The following is a 16025-nucleotide window of genomic DNA, read 5'->3' as shown; positions in this document are numbered from 1 at the left end:
GGCGAGGCCGCTCAGGCCTCGCCCGTCTCGTGTCCGAAGACGTCGCCCGGGTTGGGCGTGGTGGGGCCCTCGGGCGCCTTCTTGACCAGGGGGCGCCGCCACCGGCCGGAGAAGTAGTAGGCCATGCTGACCACCAGCGACACGCCGAAGCTCAAGGCCATCGCAATCCACACACCCGTCACGCTGCCCATGCGGCGCGACAGCCAGTACGCCACCGGCACCCGCACCACCCAGAGGCTCACCAGCGAGAAAATCGTCGTCATCAACGTGCGTCCCGCGCCGTTGATGATGCCGTTGCTCACGAAGATGAGCGCGAACAGGACGTATGTCCCTCCCACGATGTGCAGGTACGTGACGCCCGGCCCGATGACCGCCGGATCCGAGACGAAGATGCGCAGCAGCGCCTCCGGGAACGACACGGCCACCGCCGAGATGACCAGGGTGATGCCTCCGCTGAACAGGCACCCCCACTTGAAGATCTCCTGCACGCGGTCGTAACGGCCCGCTCCCAGGTTCTGTCCGGCCAGCGTGGACACGGCCATGCCGAACGTCATCGCGGGCATGAAGGCAATCTGGTCGATGCGCGAGGCCGCGCCGAACGCCGCCGTGGACACCTCACCGAAGCCGTTGACCAGACCCGTCACGAACACCATGCCGATGGACACGAGCGACTGCTGCACAGCGGCCGGCACGCCGATGCGCAGCGTCTTCCAGGTGGTGGGCCCCAGGTGCGCCAGCCGTGGCCTGCGCGGCGCGACGGGGACATCCTTCATGCGCAGATAGATGAGCAGCGTGATGAGCGCCAACAGCTGCGACACCACCGTGGCCCAGGCCGTGCCGTTCAATCCCAGCTTGGGCAACCCGAGCCAGCCGAACATCAGCACCGGGTCCAGCACCGTGGTGAGCAGGACGGAGCCCGCCTGGAAATACAGCGGCGTCTTCGAGTCACCCACGCCCTGCAGCAGGCTGCGCGTGAGGAACAAGCCGAAGCCCAGGGGCATCGACAACAGGAAGATGCGCAGGTAGCTGACGGACTCCGCATGGATTTCCGGCGGCGTGTCCATCAGCGTGAGGATGGTCGGCGCCAGCCACTCGCCCAGCAGCGTGAGCACCACGCCCAGCGAGTAGATGAGCACCGTGGAGCTGTCGACCACCTTGCGCAGCTCGTCCATCCTCCGGGCGCCGTAGTTCTGCGACACCAGGATGCTCGTCGCCATGGTGAGGCCCATGCCGATGGAGAACAGGACGAAGACGACGGGGAAACTCACCGTCACCACCGCCAGCGCCTCGGTGCCCAGGAACCGGCCCACCCAGATGGCGTTGATGAAGCTGTATGCCGTTTGAAGGAAGCTCCCCATCAACATCGGGATGGAGAAGGCCACCAGGTGTCGGGGGATGCTGCCTGTCGTCAGGTCTCTGCCGAAAGGCGCCTTCATGACCTGCGACTCGTGTTTCTGATTCCCATCGAAAAGTCCCTCAAGGTCGGCCCTCACCCGTGCATGGGCCGTGGAAGGAACTCGCCAGGAACCTGAGGTTCAACGCGGATCCAGGAGGGTGACGTCGTCTTTCCGGGTGTGGGCGCCCCTCGGCACCCGCGCTCCAGCTTACGGCGGCGGAGTCTCATCCGCCTTATGTTTCCAGGCGATGCGCACACCCCCTCCACCCGAGGCCGCACCGGACTCCCAGCCAACCGAGCTGCACGTCTGCCACAACTGCTCGGTGCGCCTGGACCCTCGCCTGGGGGGCGTGGATCTGCCGCGCCGCATCCGGGAAGCCGTGGCCGCGCGGGGCCTGGGACCGAGCACCCGCGTGTTCTCCTCGGGCTGTCTGGGCGAATGCCCGCTCGACAAGGTCAGCGTGCTGGTGATTCCTCCGAGCGGCGTGGGCTCCGAGGTGAAGCTCATCGACGCGGAGAAGGACGGCGAGGACCTGGCCGACCACCTCGCGCGGGAGGCCGAGCGAGCTGCGCGGCCTTGAGCAGCGCCTCCGCCATGGGCACGCAGCTCGCCTGCCCCTTGCCGGCAATCGCGTAGGCCGTGCCGTGGTCCGGCGAGGTGCGCGGCACCGGCAGTCCCAGCGTCACGTTGACGGTGCGCTCGAAGTCGAGCGCCTTCGCGGGGATGAGTCCCTGGTCGTGGTACATCGCCAGCACCGCGTCGTACCGCGCGCCCACTTCATCGGGTCTCGCGAAGAGGCCGTCCGCCGGAATCGGCCCGTGTGCATCGACTTTCGCCGCGCGTGCCTTGCGGATGGCGGGGCCAATCACCTCCACCTCCTCGCGCCCCAACAGGCCCCCTTCGCCCGCGTGAGGATTCAGCCCGAGCACGGCGATGCGAGGCCTGCGTCCCACCACCACGGGCGCGAGGCTGCGTGACAAGAGCTTGAGCTGCGCGGTGAGGCCCTCCACGGTGAGCAGCTTCGACAGCGCGGAGATGGGGACGTGGTTGGTGGCCAGGGCGATGCGCACGCGCGGCCCGTCCATCATCATCATGACGTCCACGCCGAAGGCCTCCGCCAGCACCTCCGTGTGGCCCATGAAGGGAATGCCCGCGCGTGAAATCCCCTCCTTGGACACCGGCGCCGTGCACAGCGCGTCCACGTGTCCCGCGCGCATGGCGTCAATCGCCGCCGTCACGTACGCGTACTGCGCGCGTCCTCCCTCGCGCGAGGGCTTGCCCGGGACGCGGTCCCTGGCCGCCAGCTGAGTCACCACCACGACGGTGGGGGACTCGACGCGGCCCAGGGCGGAGGGCTCCACGCGCGCATGGCGGCGGAAGAAGGGGAAGCGCTCCAGCGTGGGCCCATCCCCGAAGACGACGGGGATGAGCGCGCGACGCACGGCGGGGAGCGCCAGGGCCGCGGCCGTCACCTCCGGCCCGATGCCCGACACATCACCCAGGGAGATACCGACGAGGGGGAGGCTCACGGTGGCGAGCATCCCCCGCGTGGGGACGACAGGCTACATCTTCACGTCGATGCTGGCCTTCTGCTTCAGCTCCGTGACGTACTGGTCCAGGAACTTGTCCGTCTTCTCCTGGAGCAGCTTCCCCTCCAGCTTCGGACGCATCTCCTCGTAGGTCGTCGCGGCGACGGAGCGGCGCTCCTCCACCTTCAGGATGTGCCAGCCGAAGTTGGTGCGCACCGGCTCGCTGACGTCGCCATCCTTGAGGTTGAAGGCGACCTTCTCGAACGCCTGCACCATGACGCCGCGCTTGAACCAGCCCAAATCTCCGCCATCCGCGGCGCTGGGGCCCTCGCTGCGCGCGCGCGCCAGGGCGGAGAAGTCCATGCCCTCGCGACGGGCCTCCTGGGCAATGCCCTCCGCCTTCTTGCGCGCGGCGGCCACCTGCTCCTCGGTGGCCTTCGGGTCCACGGCGACCAGGATGTGGCGCGCGTGGACTTCCATGTCCTCGCTCTCCGCGCGGGCGTACTGGTTGTAGGCGGCCTTGAGGTCCTCCTCGGTGACCTTCACCTTGGGGCCCACCTTCATGCGCAGGAGCCGGTCCCGGAGGATGCGCTTGCGCAGCATGTCCCGGTACGTGGTCATCGTCAGGCCCTCGGCGACGAGCACCTGCTCGAACTGCGCCGGGTCCGTGATGTTGTTCTGCTTGCGCACGTCATTGACGAGCTCGTCCACCTCGCCCTCGGTCGCGGAGATGCCCATCTCCGTGATTTCGGCCTCCATCAGCTTCTCGCCGATGAGGGTGTCGAGCGCCGTCTTCATGAGCTGCGCGCGCTGCTCGGCGCGCTTGCGCGGGTCGGGGTCATTGAGGCGCGACACCTCCGGCGCCGCGCGCTGCTGAACCTCCGACAGTGCGATGACGTCGCGGTTCACCACCGCGGCCACCTTGTCCACCAGCTCCGCGCGCGCCGACGTGGCGCCCCCCAGGAGCGCCGCCGCAGCGACGAATGCCACCAGCTTCTTCATTCCGTGCATCCTTCCGCACCACACCGGGCCCGTCCAACAGTCCGCCGGGCCCACGATTCCGTCACTTCGCTGCCTGCGGGAGTGCCGCGGGCTGTCCGCGGATGGCCTGCAGCGTGGTCTCATTCACCTGGACCTGCGCCTTGTCCCGCAGTTCCTTCTCGAAGGCGTCCTGCGCCTCCGTGCGCTTCTGCTCCATCAACTTCGCTTCCACCCACTGACGCGCCTCGGCGAAGTCCCGCTTCCGCGCGGGCTTGCGCTCCAGCACCTTGAACAGGTGATAGCCGTACTCGGTGGACACCACGTCCGAAACCTGCCCGACCCCGAGCTTGAATACCACTTCGTCGAAGGCGGGCGGCATCTGTCCTCGGGGGAAGAACCCCAGGTCGCCCCCCACCTTGGCGTCCGCGCTCAGCGAGTACCTGCGCGCCAGGTCCGAGAACTTCTTGCCCGACTTGAGCTGCGTCTGGAGCCGCCGGGCCTCGTCCAGGCCCTTCACCACGATTTGAGCGGCGTGCACCTGCTCGCTCTCGTTCAGCTCGGCCTCGTGCGCCGCGTAGTACGCGCGCAGCTCCTCCTCCGTCACCCCCACGCGGGCGTAGACGTGGCTGGCGAAGAGCTTTTCGATGGTCAGCCGGCTGGCCTCGCGCGCGCGCAGCTCCGACATGGACAGCTGGCCCTGGGCGAGCACCTCGTTGAAGTTGCCCGCCGGGTAGTCGCCCGACAGCCGCAGCACGCCCCGGTCCACCTCTTCCGGGGTGACGGTGACGTTGTTCTTCCGCGCCGCCTGGAGCAGCAGCATCCGGTGGATGTACGTGTCCAGCAGCGTGCGCTTGAAGGGCTCGATTTCCTCCGGCGTGCGCTGGGAGGCCTCCGTGGAGGCCAGCTCCCGGCCCAGCTCCTGCTCGAAGTCCACGCGGGAGAGGACCTCGCCATTCACGGTGGCCACCACCGTGTCGTCGGGCGTCAGTTTGACGGGCGTGTTGCACCCCTGACTCAGCGCCAGGGCGAGCACCAGGGACGGCAAAAGAGCGCGGGTGGGAGAAAGACGCATGCGCGGAGTCCTGGGGGAAGGGTGGGGGCGACTCCCAAAGGTGGGGATGGCCCCCCAAGCTGGCAAGCGGGCCCTCATGGCGCGGGCACCGTGCCCGGCAGCGGGCTCGACGGCTTGCGCATGGGGGCTTGGACGTCCACCGGTACCCGGGCCAGAGCGTCCGTGTCGACCGACAGCGACAACTGCGTCTCCACGCGCGCCAGGTACTCGCCCCACGCGCGCGTGCGCTTCTCGCCTTCCAGGCGCACGCGCAGCTCCTCGCGCACGTCGTCCAGCGAGAGGTCCAGCGCGGGCCTGCGCGCGCGCAGCTTGAGCACGTGGAGCCCCTTGTCGGTCCGCACCACGCCGCTCACTTCGCCCTCGGTCTTCAGGGCGCGAGCGGCCTGGGCGACCTCGGCTCCGTATTCGCGCGTGAGCGCCTCGTCGGAGAGAAAGCGCATGTCGCCATCCAGCGGCGCGGTGCGCGGCTCCTGGCTGTGCTCGCGCGCCAGCTTCCCGAAGCCTCCGAAGTCCTCCGCCGGAAGCGCCTTCGCCTGGGCGAGCAGGGCCTGTGCCTCACCCTTCGCGGCGCTCTCCCGGGCGGCATCGGCCCGCGGCGCGGCGAGGAAGACATGGGACAGGCGCAGGGCCTCCGGGCGCACGAAGTCGTCCTTGCGCGCGGCATAGGCTTCCGCCAGCTCCGCGTCGGTGACAGTCACTCGCGCCTCTTCCAGTCGTGAGCGCATCAGCCGGCCCACCAGCGCGCGCCGCGTGGCCTCCACCACCTCCGGGTCGTCCTGGAGTCCCTGGGCGAGCGCGTCGCGCACCAGCAAATCAAACCGGGCCAGCGACTCCACGTACTCACGCCGGGCGCGGGGCTCCACGTAGCGCTCGCGCAGCGCGGGGCTCATCTCCAGGAAGCGCTCGGTCAGCTCCTCCGCCGTCACGGCATCGCCGCTCCAGCGCGCCACCGCCCGTCCGTCCGTCCGTCGCGTGTGGCGCAGGTCCATCACCGCCTGCCCGGCGGGCACCTCGCCCGGGGCCTTCCCGCACGCGGCGGGCGCCAGCAGGGCGAGGGTGAGGAGGCGGGGGGACAGACTCATGGGGAGGGGCTTCCGGGTAGCACGCCAAGGGGGCCCGGACAACCCGGAGTCCCGTCGCCTGTGTGCCGGCTCACGGCCGGGTGGCGTGCGCGGAGAGGAACGCCTCCACCAGGGGGAAGATTTCGTCCGGTGCCCGGCGGCCCAGCACCAGGTCGGCGTGCCCGTAGTCCGCGCCGAAGCCGTGCCCTCGCCCGGCCACGAGGAACTTCACCGGGCCCCCCAGCGCCTCCTTCGCCCGCGCCACCGACATGGGCGGGGCCAGGAGGTCCTTGCTGCCCGCCAGGAGCAGGACGGGAATCTTCACCCCCGCCAGGGACTCGCGGTAGTCGAAGCCCCCGTCGTACGTGGTGAAGCGGTTGGTGGAAATCCAGCGAGCGAACTGGCGGCCCACGCCGCCGGAGATGTTGGCCGGCACGTTGGCCAGCGCGCGCCGCACGACCTCCGGCTCCATGTTCTCCGCCAGCATCATGTACCGGCTCAGCGGGCCCGGCGGCGCGCCCAGCAGCGCGATGCTGGTGACTCGGCCGGTGGGGATGACCTTCAGCCGCAGGAGCGGCTCCACGCGCTGGATGAAGGTGCGAAGCCCCGGTTGCACCGCGAAGGTGAAGGGGCTGCCCAGAATCGCCGCGGCCCGCACCGGGGCCTGCGGGTTCTTGGCCAGGTGGGCGTACAGCGTGAGGCCACCCTTGGAATGCCCCACCCAGAGCACTTCCTTCGCCCCCGTGGACACCACGGTGCGCAGGGCGGTGCGCACGTCGTGCTCCGCCTGGTCGTCGAAGTTGAAGTCCGAGCAGTCGCCCGCCAGCCCCCGCCCGCGCAGCTCCAGCACCCACGTCTCGAAGCCCGCCCGCGCCAGGTAGCGCGCCATGCTGTAGTGCTCGTCGAAGTCCAGGTGGAAGCGGTTGGCGCCCAGCCCGTGGCAGAGGATGACGGGCTCCGCGTACCGGCGCTCTCCCCGAGCGTGGTAGCGCCCCATGGCGATGGCCGCGCCGTCGTCCGTGGGCACCCGGTACAGCTCGTCCGGGCGGAACGTCAGCGTCAGCAACCCCTCTTTTCCCCGGCTCATCGTCCGCGAGAAGAGGTCCGCCATCCGCCCCAGCCGCGCCACCTGTCTCCGTGTCACCCCCCCACTCTAAGCCGGTCCGCCGCCCGTTGCCGTGTCCATTGCTGGGTGGTCATCCCTGCCGGCAGGGCCGTTGCAAGGAGATGTAGGTATAACGGTCCGGAGGAAACTGGATGCGGCAAAACAGGGCAATCAAGGAAGCTTTGTCGTCCTTCATCGCCACCGTTTTTCCCACAGACACCCTCCTGCGTGCCCTGAGAGTGATGGAGCGGCACCAGGTGCAGCTGTTGGGCGTGGTGGGGGAAGGGGGAGGCTTGCTGGGGCTGGTGAGTGAGGCGCACATCCTCGCGGCCTGGGGAGATCCGCTGGCGCCCGTGTCGGAGGTCATGGCGCGGGTAGGGCTGCCGGGCGGAAGGAGGCGACTGTCCCTGCGCCTGCCGCGCTTCTGCCTGCGGCGTGGGGGGCGGATGCGTCCGGCGACCTGATGCGGCGGGCAGGCCGTGGGAGCGGTACAATGCCGCCCCCCGTGCCGGACGACCTTCCCCGCTGGACTGTCTACATGCTGCGTTGCCGAGACGGCTCGCTCTACACTGGCGCCACCAATGACCTGGAACGGCGCGTGGCCACTCACGGACGCGGACGCGGCGCGGCCTACACCCGGGCGCGATTGCCCGTCACCCTCGTCTGGAGCGAGGCCGCCGAGGACCGCGGCGCCGCCCTGCGACGGGAGGCCGCCATCAAACGCCTCACCCGGGGCGACAAGCTGCTGCTCGTGTCCGCCGCTCGGCCCCCGCGACGCCGCGGACGCTGAGCCGGTTCCCTCGTCATACCGGCGTGCGGGGATGACCGTTGGTGGGCGACCCTTCGCGCCGCCATCTGTCATCATCCTGGAATCCGGGTCTTTTGTGTCGGGTCCCTCGATACCCGAACGCGGTGTCGCGCGTTACCGTGGGACCATTCTTCACAGGGGGCAGTTCATGCTTCGGTCGCTTTCAGGAGTCTTCGCCGCACTGGTCATCTTGGCCCTGGGGTGTGGCCGGGTGGTCAACCATCCACCGGATGTCAGTGCGGGGCCGATTCCGAGCCCGAAGACGGTGGAGCCCGGGGGCGTCGTGCAGCTCGTGTTCGAGGTGCAGGACCCCGATGGTGACGAGATGGAGTACGTCTGGACGCAGAACCCCGCGGAGCCCGCGGGTCACTTCAGCGACTCCCACTCGCGCACCCCGACCTGGACGGCTCCGGAGGGCGTGAAGGAGCCGACGCACTTCCTGCTGCAGGTCAACGTGATGGACAGCGGGGGCGGCGGCGTGCTGGGCACGACGCCTTCCGTGCTGGTGCGCGTGCCGTAGTCGGCCGGGAAGGGCCCTTCAGGGCGCGGTCTGGGACGGTGCGGCCGGAGGCGGCGTCTGGGCCTCCTGCTCGCGGGCCTTCCGGTTGCCGCGGAGGGTGAAGAGGATGCCCAGCGCCAGGAAGGCGGCGGCGCCGATGCCGGCGCCAATGGTCTGCCAGGTGAGCAGGTCCGAGCTGACGTTGCGGACCACCTGGGGCAGGTTGCACATCGTCTGGGTCGCCAGGGGCGTCTCGTTGTACCAACCGATGAAGTGGGGACCGGCCCAGGACGCGACGAGGATGCCCAGCAGGGTACCCGCGAGGACGAAGTTGAGCAGTGTCTTGGCGGCGTTCATGCGCAATCACCTCGGCAGGGGGACGACAGGCCGTGCTTAGTATGTGCACGACGCCCTGGCCAGGGGTGGAACGTGTTAAGGGGAGGGCGTGCCGCTGCTCCCGCTCGCCATCCTGTCCAGTCTCGTCGCCCTGGTGTGCGCCGCCTTCCTCATCGTCCATGCCTTCCGCCGCAGCGTGGGCACGGGAGTGATGGTGCTGCTCATCCCCTGCTACGCGTTCTTCTACGCGTTCAGCCAGTTCGAGCACCGGCACAAGGGGCTCATCGTCGCGGGCTTCGTGTCCTGCACGGTGCTGTCGGCCGTGTTCCTGGGCCTGGGCTCGCACGCCCTGACGGCGCTGACGGCGCGCGTTCCTCCGCCGGGCTTCTGAGGCGTCGCTTCGCCGTGCGCTCGCCCGACGCCAGGGTGTCGTGGTGATGGTGGAGAGCACGGCCGCCCTGTGCGCGCGCCACGCGGAGGTCTCCGCGGTGGCCACCTGTACGCGCTGCGGAAGCTTCCTGTGCGGGGAGTGCCTGGAGCTCTTCGGCGAGTCCTCCTTCTGCGAGCCGTGTGTGTCGTTGCGGCGCAAGGACGGGCCCGCGTCGCGCGCGGCCTGGGGCGCGCTGGGGCTCGGGGTGCTGGGACTGTTGGTCTTGCCGTGTACCCTGGCGATGCCGCTGCCGCCGCTGGTGGCGGGCGTGGGCAGCGTGGTGCTGGGGATGCGGGAGGCGGGGCGCATCCGCAGGGGGGAGAGCCCCGCGAAGGGACAGGTTCCCGCGCGGGTCGCGTCCGTGCTCGGCTGGGTGACCCTGGGGTTGCTGTCCGCGTGGCTGCTGTTCTGGGGCTGGCTGTACTTCGCGGCGCCTGGCGTCTGACGCGGGCTTCAGACGCCGCGCGCGTTCGGCTCCCAGAGGTACTTGTGCATCTGGAGCTGGAAGCGGACGGAGAGCCGGTCCTCGATGGTCCACTCCGCCAGCTCGCGCGGGTGGAGCTTTTCGAACACGGTGGAGAACAGCAGCGCGAAGGGCTTCTCGGCCAGCCGGTGCTCGGCGATGAGGGCCTTGGACCAGTCGTAGTCCTCGCGCGAGCCGATGACGAACTTCAGCTCGTCGTTCGCGTTCATCGACGCGAAGTTGCGCAAATCATTGCGCGCGGCCTCGCCCGAGGACGGTGTCTTCATGTCGACGATTTTGTGCACGGCCGGAGGCACCAGCCGCACGTCGATGGCGCCGCTGGTCTCCAGCAGCACCGTGAAACCCTCGTCGAGCAGCGACTGCATCAGCGGGTAGACGCCGGGCTGGAGCAGGGGCTCGCCGCCGGTGATTTCCACGCGCGGGGTGCGCAGCGCCTTGATTTCCTCGATGACGTCCGCGTTCTTCCGACGCGCGCCGCCGTGGAAGGAGAACTCGCTGTCGCAGTAGGTGCAGCGCAGGTGACAGCCGGTGAGGCGGATGAAGGCGCACAGCAGGCCGGCGTGCGAGGACTCGCCCTGGAGAGAGAGGTAGATCTCCTTCACCACCACGGAGTCAGCGGTGGGAACGAGGCGGGGCTCGATGTGGGGACGCGCGGCGGGCATGGCTTCTTCGTGAGGCGAAGGGAGCGGCGCTTCAACCCCAGTCAGCCCGGGAGGTCAAGCCGTCACCCCAATCCGGAGCCAACGCCCCGGGAGCGGCCCGGGATTCCCGGACCCTGGACCTCGCTGCGGGAAGCGGCCCGGGCGAGGCGAAGTCCGTGGAATCTGGAGCACTTGCGGCCTTCCGGGCTCAGGAGCCGCCCGTCCCCTGGGCCCGTGGGGCGTGTCCTTCTTCCTCCGAAGCCGTGGCCGGGCGGTGGTGGTGCACGGGGCAGGTCTTGGGGAAGGTGCCGAGCTGCTCGACGACGTGGCCCTTCGGGTAGGTGCGCACGCTGGAGTTCTCGCGGCCGAACCTGGGCACCTCTCGCGGAGGCAGGGCGTAGCGCACGAACTTCCCGCGCAGCTTGAGCGCGGTGCGGAACACCTTCCGGGTGAGCGCGGAGGGGCGCGCGTAGTGGAACGCGTCCAGCAGCGCGTCCTCCATCAACGTGCGAGCGAACAGCTTCACGAGCTTCTTGGGCGCCAGGTGGGACGGCGGGAAGGTGGTGAGCAGCTCCAGCGTGGAGTCGGCCACCGCCTGGCTGCGCGCATCGAAGGCGAAGTGCTTCGCCTCATAGCCGTCCATGAGTGCGACGAAGTCCGCGTGGGTCTCCGGAATGTCCTGGATGCCCATGTGGCGGCCCACCGCGCGGTAATAGTGGGTCCACGCCTCCGCCTCGTGCGGAGTGAAGGGCCGCCAGCCGAACTCGCCCACCCAGCGCACGGGGGTCACCACGAAGGTGGAGAGCACGTAGCGCATGTCCTCGTTGGAGATGTCATAGGCGCCGTGCATCTGGTTCATCCGGCGGAAGGCGCTGTGGCCCGTGGGGCTGGCGATGCCGTGCTCGAGGATGGCGTCGAGGATGAGCACGGTGTCGTCGTAGCGCTTCTGGGTGCGCTCGGTGAACTCCCCCGTCTCGTGCAGCAGTATCCCGATGCTCGGCACCGCGTAGGTGCGGAACAGCGCGAAGCTGAGCGCCTGGGTGATGTCCCAGGGGAACTCCTGGGTGGCGAGGATGCGAACGATGTCCTCGTGCTGCGTCCGGGCATCGAGGCCGTCTGTGCGGTCCCGCAGTGCGAAGCGATTCATCCAGGTCCCTCCCGCGAAGGAAGAAGGGACGCTAGCCGATGGCGCCAGGGCCTGCTTATTGGCACCCCCGGTCGCTGTCAGCCTCTGGGCGTCGGGCCCTTCACGCGCTCGATGAAGGCGTCGATGAGGTGCCGGGCGATGCTCAGGCGCGGCGGGACGCGGGGCAGCTCGTCGGGGTGGAACCAGTGGGCCTCGGCGATCTCCTTGCCGTCCACCTGGATGTCGCCCCCCGCGTACTCGGCGGTGAAGCCCACCATGAGCGAGCGCCCGAAGGGCCAGGGCTGCGAGCCGAAGTAGCGGATGTTCTTCACCTCGATGTTGACCTCTTCCTTCACCTCGCGCGCGACGCACTCCTCCAGTGACTCACCCGCGTCCACGAAGCCCGCGAGCGTGCTGAACATGGGCTCCGGCAGGGTGGAGTTGCGCGCGAGCAACATGGTGTCGCCCTTGGTGACGAGCACAATCATCGCGGGGGAGATGCGCGGGTAGAAGGGTGTGTTGTCCACCGTGCAGCGGCGGGCGCGCTCACCGGAGACCAGCTGCGTGGGCTGGCCACAGCGTCCGCAGAAGCGGTGCTGGATGTCCCACTCGGCGATGGCGAGCGCGCGGCCGGCGATGGCGAAGCGCACCTCGTCCAGTCGCTTGTAGAGCGAGCGCGCGGGCACGAGGGTGGTGCCCTCTGGCGGCGCGAAGTCCCGAGGCAGGGGCGCGGCGTAGCAGTCCACGCCGTCCAGTACGCCCAGGTAGTGGGCCGCCGCGGCGAACTCGGGGAGCGTGGAGCCGGTGGGCAGGCTGATGGCGCCCTCCCGCTCGATGATGAGCAGCTCCATGCCGCGCGAGAGGAAGAGCAGGGCGCTGTCGCGCGGTCGGCTGGGGGGCTCGTGGCTGGGGAGGAAGGAAGGGTTGGGGCTCACGTGGCCACCTTAATGGCCCGCGACAGGCGACGCAGGCTTCGTTGTCACCCAGGCGCCCGGGGGGAGGGGCGGAGCGCACCCGTGGCGCGTCACGGGTGAACGGCGGCGCGGCCACGGTGCGGGTGACGAACTGGCGACGGGACTAGGTGTCCTTCTGGATGAGCTCCACGCGGTAGCCGTCCGGGTCCTCGACGAAGGCGATGACGGTGGTGCCGTGCTTCATCGGCCCGGGCTCGCGCACCACCTTGCCACCCGCCTGTCGAATCGCATCGCACGTCGCGCGGATGTCCGGCACGCCCAGCGCCACGTGGCCATAGGCCGTGCCCAGCTCGTACTTCTCCACGCCCCAGTTGTGCGTCAGCTCCAGCGCGGGGTGGGTGTCCTCGGGGCCAAAGCCCACGAAGGCCAGGGTGAACTTCCCGTCGGGATAGTCGTGGCGGCGCAGCAGCTTCATTCCGATGACCCGCGTGTAGAAGTCGAGCGACTTCTCCAGGTCCCCAACGCGCAACATGGTGTGCAGGATTCGCATGCGCGCTTCATAACCCCGGGAGCGCCGCGCGTCTCGGCGCGCTGTCGGCTCCCGGACTACGGGTTCACGGAAGACTCATTGGCCCGGACATTCCGTGGAACGGTGAACGTCCCCACGTACACGCGGCCCTCGGACACCTGTGCTCCGTCCGTGCCGAGCACGTCGACGCGGGACTGGTCGCCGCCCGCGTGCCACAGGCCCACCAGCACGTTCCACGTTCCGGGCCGCCAGCCCCGCGTGGAGAGGGAGAAGGCGTCGCGCAGCAGCGTGTCCCGAGGCGCATCCGCGAAGAACCAGGTGCCGCCCAGCACCGGATGGTCCGAGCCCATGCGCTGGCCCTCCGCCGACACCACGTGCACGAAGATGCCCACCGAGCGGGGCACCGGCCCCGTCGTGCGCCAGTGGAGCACCAGGGGGGTGATGCCTTCCGCGTCCGGCTCCGCGGGCACCTCCGCCGCCACCAGCTCCACGGGCACGTCGAAGCGCGCGTTCACCGGCCGCGCCGCGGGGGGCAGGGCGGCCACCGTCAACGGCGAGCCATCCGCGTTGCGCGGGTCCGGCTTCGCCACGGGCTCAGGCCACGCCATCGCGAGCACACCCCACACGGCGAGGGGCACGGCGGACACGCCCAGCGCTCCGGGCCACGGCAGCCGATGACCGCGCCGCTCGCGCCACATGAGGAAGGCGAGCCCGGCCCACGCGAGCGCCGACACGAGCGTGCCTCCGAGTCCCGAGCGGGGCAGGAAGCTCAGCACCACCTGCTGACGGCCTTGAGGCACGCGCACGCCGAGCAGCCCGTCACGCGAGATGACCTCGCCCTGTGATGACTTCCAGCCTGGGTGCCAGTTCTGGTTGACGAGCAGCACGGTGGGCCGCGTCGCATCCACGTCGATGGACACGCGGTTGGGCGTCCACTCCACGCGCTTCGCGGTGCCCGCGCCGGGCTCCTCCAGGTACTCCTCCTGGCTCAAGTCTCCGCGCAGCTTGGAGGACATGGGCACGGGCCACGCCTCGCCACAGGCGATGGAGCCCCGGTTGAGCGCGAGCAGGTGTCCTTGCGACCAGCGATTGCCGCGCGCCTGGGCGAAGGGCTGCTCCCGCTCCGCGGGCATCGCAGTCATCTGCGCCCAGCGCGAGAGGTTGTCGAAGGCGCGAAGCTGCAAGCCCCAGCTGGAAATGGCCACGGCGCACGCGGCCACGGCGGCCCAGGTCCACCGGGAGGGCGCGCGCCACGTGCGCGAGAGCAGCGCGGCGAGCCCCAGCGCGGCCAGCTCCGCGAGGAAGAAGCAGGTGGGGACGAGGAAGCGCTCGGGGTAGCGGAACGTCTCGAAGATGGGGAGCGTGCGCAGGCCCGCGAACAGCGAGGGCGTGGCCGAGTAGCCCGCCGCCATCCACGCGCACAGGCCCGCCATGACGGCGGGGTAGAGCGCGCGGCGTCGGGCGAGGGCGAGGGCGGGCAGCGCGAGCAGGAGGGCCGCGGGCGCGAAGTAGAAGTTGCCCGGGTCGCTGTAGCCTGCGCGCGCGGGGAGCTGGAGCAACATCTTCGTCAGCGGCACGAGCGCGTTGCCCGGCGTGCCCGCCATGACGCGCGGCGAGGAGCGCATCGTCTCGATGAGCGGCCAGAGCCGGAAGGCACATGCGGCCAGGGTGAAGCAGGCGGTGATGCCCAGGGCCCACAGCGCCTCGCGCCGTCGAGGCATGCCGCGCATCCCGTACAGCGTGCGTCCGGTCTCCAGCGCGACGAAGAGGGCGCCCATGGGCACCGGGTAGGTGCCACCGAAGCTGAGCAGCAGCGCGAAGACGCCGCCCACGAGCGCGACGCCAGACAGCTTCCCCTCCGCGACGCGACGCGTGCCCACGAGCAGCCACGGCAGCAGGAGGAAGCCCGCGAAGTTGAGCCAGCCGATGGACCAGGACAGGGCGGTGAAGCCCATCAACCCGAAGAGGGGCGCGGCGCCCAGTGCGCCTGTCGCGGCGCCCACGCGCCGTCGGGCGTAGTGGAAGAAGCCCTCCATGCCGAGCACGAGGAAGACCCACAGCAGAATCGGCTCCGCGCGGCGCGGGCCCACGAGGGAGGACAGCACCACGGTGGGCGCGAAGACGCGCGTCTGCGGACTGCCCAGGGCGTACTGGCCACCGCAGGACCAGGGGTTCCACAGCGGTAGTTGTCCGTAGTGCGTCACGCTGCGCGTGCCCGCGTCCTCGTACGAGTCGAGCAGGTGCGAGTCGCGGAAATCGTTCATCCCTCCGGCGAGCGACAGGGAATGCCAGCACGCGGCGAGCGCGAGGACGCCGAAGAGGGCCAGGCGCACGCTCGTGAGCGAGGCGGCGCGGTGGGCGGCGCGGAGCAGTCCGTGGGAGGAGGTCGTCATTCGGGAGGGAGCGCGCCGATGCGCGAGAAGACGGGGGACGCGCCGGGCATCAAGGGACGCGAGCAGAAGGAGTCAGGCACGGAGCGGCGGCGACCTCGCGGGAAGACGACGGGGCCGGGCCTCGGGCCTCGGCGAAGGGTCGTGGCGAGCGCGGGCCCACGGTGGGCTCGCGAAGCGAGGGGGGAGTTCGTGCCGGGCATCAGTCGTAGAACGGACGGGGCTTGCACGGGCTGGCGGAGGCCTTGCGCGGCGGGAGGATGGGGGCCGCCGAGCGCAGCTCGGTGTCGATGGCGTCGAACACGTCCGTCACCGGCACGTCGCGCCTGCGCGCCTCGCTCATCACCCAGCCTCGCTCCGATGCGCCGAAGTCGTCGTCCTGGGACCAGTGGTCTCCGGGGAACGAGTGCATCGAGCGCCGACGCCAGTGGGGCTCCGCCTCCGCGGCGGCCCGTCCCACGAGGACGCGCTCCTCGGCGGACAGTCGCCGCGACGGCGTCCTCACCTCCGAAGTCACCGCCCGCGCCACCGCCACGCCGCCACACAGCGCGAGGGCCATCCAGCCCGAAACCGCCACGCGCCGCCAGCGCGCCTGTGTCGTCGTCATCGTCATGGGACCCACCTGTCTTCCGTGGGTTCCTACTCCAACTTCCCCGGCCGCTTCACCCGTTTCAGCGGGAATGGCGGCGGGCGGAGCACCAGGGCACCGTCCGCCGGGCACCT

General features: G+C 70.1%; 19 protein-coding genes. 6 read left to right on the top strand and 13 right to left on the bottom strand.

Features of this window, described 5'->3' with window-relative positions; genetic code table 11:
- Positions 1-11 precede the first annotated feature (11 nt).
- Positions 12-1436, bottom strand: coding sequence for an MATE family efflux transporter (locus HUA76_RS04235; protein ID WP_141648240.1), 1425 nt, complete (start codon positions 1434-1436; stop codon positions 12-14).
- A 208-nt stretch (positions 1437-1644) separates the two neighbouring features.
- Here HUA76_RS04235 and HUA76_RS04230 point away from each other — a divergent pair, with 208 nt between their 5' ends.
- Positions 1645-1977 carry a hypothetical protein gene (locus tag HUA76_RS04230; RefSeq protein WP_141648239.1) on the top strand — a complete coding sequence of 111 codons (333 nt, stop codon included), beginning with the start codon at positions 1645-1647 and terminating at the stop codon, positions 1975-1977.
- Here the strand turns inward: HUA76_RS04230 and pdxA are convergent.
- From pdxA to HUA76_RS04205, 5 genes are all read right to left on the bottom strand, one after another.
- Positions 1901-2926, bottom strand: coding sequence for a 4-hydroxythreonine-4-phosphate dehydrogenase PdxA (gene pdxA / locus HUA76_RS04225; RefSeq protein WP_141648238.1), 1026 nt, complete (start codon positions 2924-2926; stop codon positions 1901-1903). The genes HUA76_RS04230 and pdxA overlap by 77 nt on opposite strands.
- A 33-nt stretch (positions 2927-2959) precedes the next feature.
- Positions 2960-3928, bottom strand: coding sequence for a peptidylprolyl isomerase (locus HUA76_RS04220; protein ID WP_174456957.1), 969 nt, complete (start codon positions 3926-3928; stop codon positions 2960-2962).
- A gap of 61 nt (positions 3929-3989) precedes the next feature.
- Entirely contained in the window at positions 3990-4979 is a 990-nt protein-coding gene (locus HUA76_RS04215) for a peptidyl-prolyl cis-trans isomerase (protein WP_174460063.1), read from the bottom strand.
- Between the two features lie 74 nt (positions 4980-5053).
- Positions 5054-6061, bottom strand: a complete 1008-nt coding sequence (locus HUA76_RS04210; RefSeq protein ID WP_174460062.1) for a peptidyl-prolyl cis-trans isomerase — start codon at positions 6059-6061, stop codon at positions 5054-5056.
- A 70-nt stretch (positions 6062-6131) separates the two neighbouring features.
- Entirely contained in the window at positions 6132-7151 is a 1020-nt protein-coding gene (locus tag HUA76_RS04205) for an alpha/beta fold hydrolase (RefSeq protein WP_141648244.1), read from the bottom strand.
- A gap of 236 nt (positions 7152-7387) precedes the next feature.
- On the opposite strand from HUA76_RS04205, the gene HUA76_RS04200 reads away from it, so the two are divergent.
- The 3 genes from HUA76_RS04200 to HUA76_RS04190 all read left to right on the top strand — a co-directional run bounded on the left by HUA76_RS04200 (position 7388) and on the right by HUA76_RS04190 (position 8473).
- Positions 7388-7609: a hypothetical protein gene (locus tag HUA76_RS04200; protein WP_371823442.1), complete on the top strand. Its 222-nt coding sequence runs from the start codon at positions 7388-7390 to the stop codon at positions 7607-7609.
- A gap of 74 nt (positions 7610-7683) precedes the next feature.
- Complete coding sequence (locus HUA76_RS04195; protein WP_174468031.1) at positions 7684-7935, top strand: GIY-YIG nuclease family protein; 252 nt, start codon at positions 7684-7686, stop codon at positions 7933-7935.
- Positions 7936-8101: 166 nt separating this feature from the next.
- The gene (locus tag HUA76_RS04190; RefSeq protein WP_174456955.1) at positions 8102-8473 is read left to right on the top strand and encodes a hypothetical protein; all 372 of its coding nucleotides are present in this window, start codon (positions 8102-8104) and stop codon (positions 8471-8473) included.
- A gap of 18 nt (positions 8474-8491) precedes the next feature.
- On the opposite strand, the gene HUA76_RS04185 is transcribed toward HUA76_RS04190, so the two are convergent.
- The gene (locus HUA76_RS04185) at positions 8492-8809 is read right to left on the bottom strand and encodes a hypothetical protein (RefSeq protein WP_141648232.1); all 318 of its coding nucleotides are present in this window, start codon (positions 8807-8809) and stop codon (positions 8492-8494) included.
- Between the two features lie 88 nt (positions 8810-8897).
- Between HUA76_RS04185 and HUA76_RS04180 the strand changes: the two genes are divergently transcribed.
- Together HUA76_RS04180 and HUA76_RS04175 are read left to right on the top strand one after the other, a co-directional pair.
- On the top strand, positions 8898-9179 hold the full coding sequence (locus HUA76_RS04180; protein WP_141648231.1) for a hypothetical protein: 282 nt from the start codon (positions 8898-8900) through the stop codon (positions 9177-9179).
- Between the two features lie 46 nt (positions 9180-9225).
- On the top strand, positions 9226-9663 hold the full coding sequence (locus tag HUA76_RS04175) for a hypothetical protein (RefSeq protein ID WP_174460061.1): 438 nt from the start codon (positions 9226-9228) through the stop codon (positions 9661-9663).
- An 8-nt stretch (positions 9664-9671) separates the two neighbouring features.
- Here HUA76_RS04175 and HUA76_RS04170 read toward each other — a convergent pair whose 3' ends face one another.
- The 6 genes from HUA76_RS04170 to HUA76_RS04145 form a co-directional block, all read right to left on the bottom strand.
- Positions 9672-10364, bottom strand: coding sequence for a radical SAM protein (locus HUA76_RS04170; RefSeq protein ID WP_141648668.1), 693 nt, complete (start codon positions 10362-10364; stop codon positions 9672-9674).
- Between the two features lie 187 nt (positions 10365-10551).
- Entirely contained in the window at positions 10552-11490 is a 939-nt protein-coding gene (locus HUA76_RS04165) for an oxygenase MpaB family protein (protein ID WP_174460060.1), read from the bottom strand.
- A 77-nt stretch (positions 11491-11567) separates the two neighbouring features.
- Positions 11568-12404, bottom strand: coding sequence for an NAD(+) diphosphatase (nudC, locus tag HUA76_RS04160; RefSeq protein ID WP_174460059.1), 837 nt, complete (start codon positions 12402-12404; stop codon positions 11568-11570).
- Between the two features lie 142 nt (positions 12405-12546).
- The gene (gloA, locus tag HUA76_RS04155; RefSeq protein WP_141648671.1) at positions 12547-12933 is read right to left on the bottom strand and encodes a lactoylglutathione lyase; all 387 of its coding nucleotides are present in this window, start codon (positions 12931-12933) and stop codon (positions 12547-12549) included.
- A 56-nt stretch (positions 12934-12989) separates the two neighbouring features.
- A complete protein-coding gene (locus HUA76_RS04150; RefSeq protein ID WP_174460058.1) occupies positions 12990-15305 on the bottom strand; it encodes a hypothetical protein in 2316 nt (771 codons plus the stop codon).
- Between the two features lie 199 nt (positions 15306-15504).
- Positions 15505-15915 (bottom strand): hypothetical protein, encoded by a 411-nt coding sequence (locus HUA76_RS04145; protein ID WP_174456952.1) that lies wholly within the window; start codon positions 15913-15915, stop codon positions 15505-15507.
- Positions 15916-16025 lie beyond the last annotated feature (110 nt).

Source organism: Myxococcus sp. CA056, assembly GCF_013336715.1.
Taxonomy (GTDB): Bacteria; Myxococcota; Myxococcia; order Myxococcales; family Myxococcaceae; genus Myxococcus; species Myxococcus llanfairpwllgwyngyllgogerychwyrndrobwllllantysiliogogogochensis.
Note: the sequence above shows the minus strand (reverse complement) of the source record. Positions and strands in the feature narration are given on the sequence as shown.

Bases quoted from the DNA above. Each gene is read 5' to 3' on its own strand.
- HUA76_RS04235 (WP_141648240.1), bottom strand. From the start codon at position 1,436: ATGAAGGCGCCTTTCGGCAGAGACCTGACGACAGGCAGCATCCCCCGA.
- HUA76_RS04230 (WP_141648239.1), top strand. From the start codon at position 1,645: ATGCGCACACCCCCTCCACCCGAGGCCGCACCGGACTCCCAGCCAACC.
- HUA76_RS04220 (WP_174456957.1), bottom strand. From the start codon at position 3,928: ATGAAGAAGCTGGTGGCATTCGTCGCTGCGGCGGCGCTCCTGGGGGGC.
- HUA76_RS04215 (WP_174460063.1), bottom strand. From the start codon at position 4,979: ATGCGTCTTTCTCCCACCCGCGCTCTTTTGCCGTCCCTGGTGCTCGCC.
- HUA76_RS04210 (WP_174460062.1), bottom strand. From the start codon at position 6,061: ATGAGTCTGTCCCCCCGCCTCCTCACCCTCGCCCTGCTGGCGCCCGCC.
- HUA76_RS04205 (WP_141648244.1), bottom strand. From the start codon at position 7,151: ATGGCGGACCTCTTCTCGCGGACGATGAGCCGGGGAAAAGAGGGGTTG.
- HUA76_RS04200 (WP_371823442.1), top strand. From the start codon at position 7,388: ATGGAGCGGCACCAGGTGCAGCTGTTGGGCGTGGTGGGGGAAGGGGGA.
- HUA76_RS04195 (WP_174468031.1), top strand. From the start codon at position 7,684: ATGCTGCGTTGCCGAGACGGCTCGCTCTACACTGGCGCCACCAATGAC.
- HUA76_RS04190 (WP_174456955.1), top strand. From the start codon at position 8,102: ATGCTTCGGTCGCTTTCAGGAGTCTTCGCCGCACTGGTCATCTTGGCC.
- HUA76_RS04185 (WP_141648232.1), bottom strand. From the start codon at position 8,809: ATGAACGCCGCCAAGACACTGCTCAACTTCGTCCTCGCGGGTACCCTG.
- HUA76_RS04175 (WP_174460061.1), top strand. From the start codon at position 9,226: ATGGTGGAGAGCACGGCCGCCCTGTGCGCGCGCCACGCGGAGGTCTCC.
- HUA76_RS04170 (WP_141648668.1), bottom strand. From the start codon at position 10,364: ATGCCCGCCGCGCGTCCCCACATCGAGCCCCGCCTCGTTCCCACCGCT.
- HUA76_RS04165 (WP_174460060.1), bottom strand. From the start codon at position 11,490: ATGAATCGCTTCGCACTGCGGGACCGCACAGACGGCCTCGATGCCCGG.
- gloA (WP_141648671.1), bottom strand. From the start codon at position 12,933: ATGCGAATCCTGCACACCATGTTGCGCGTTGGGGACCTGGAGAAGTCG.
- HUA76_RS04150 (WP_174460058.1), bottom strand. From the start codon at position 15,305: ATGACGACCTCCTCCCACGGACTGCTCCGCGCCGCCCACCGCGCCGCC.
- HUA76_RS04145 (WP_174456952.1), bottom strand. From the start codon at position 15,915: ATGACGATGACGACGACACAGGCGCGCTGGCGGCGCGTGGCGGTTTCG.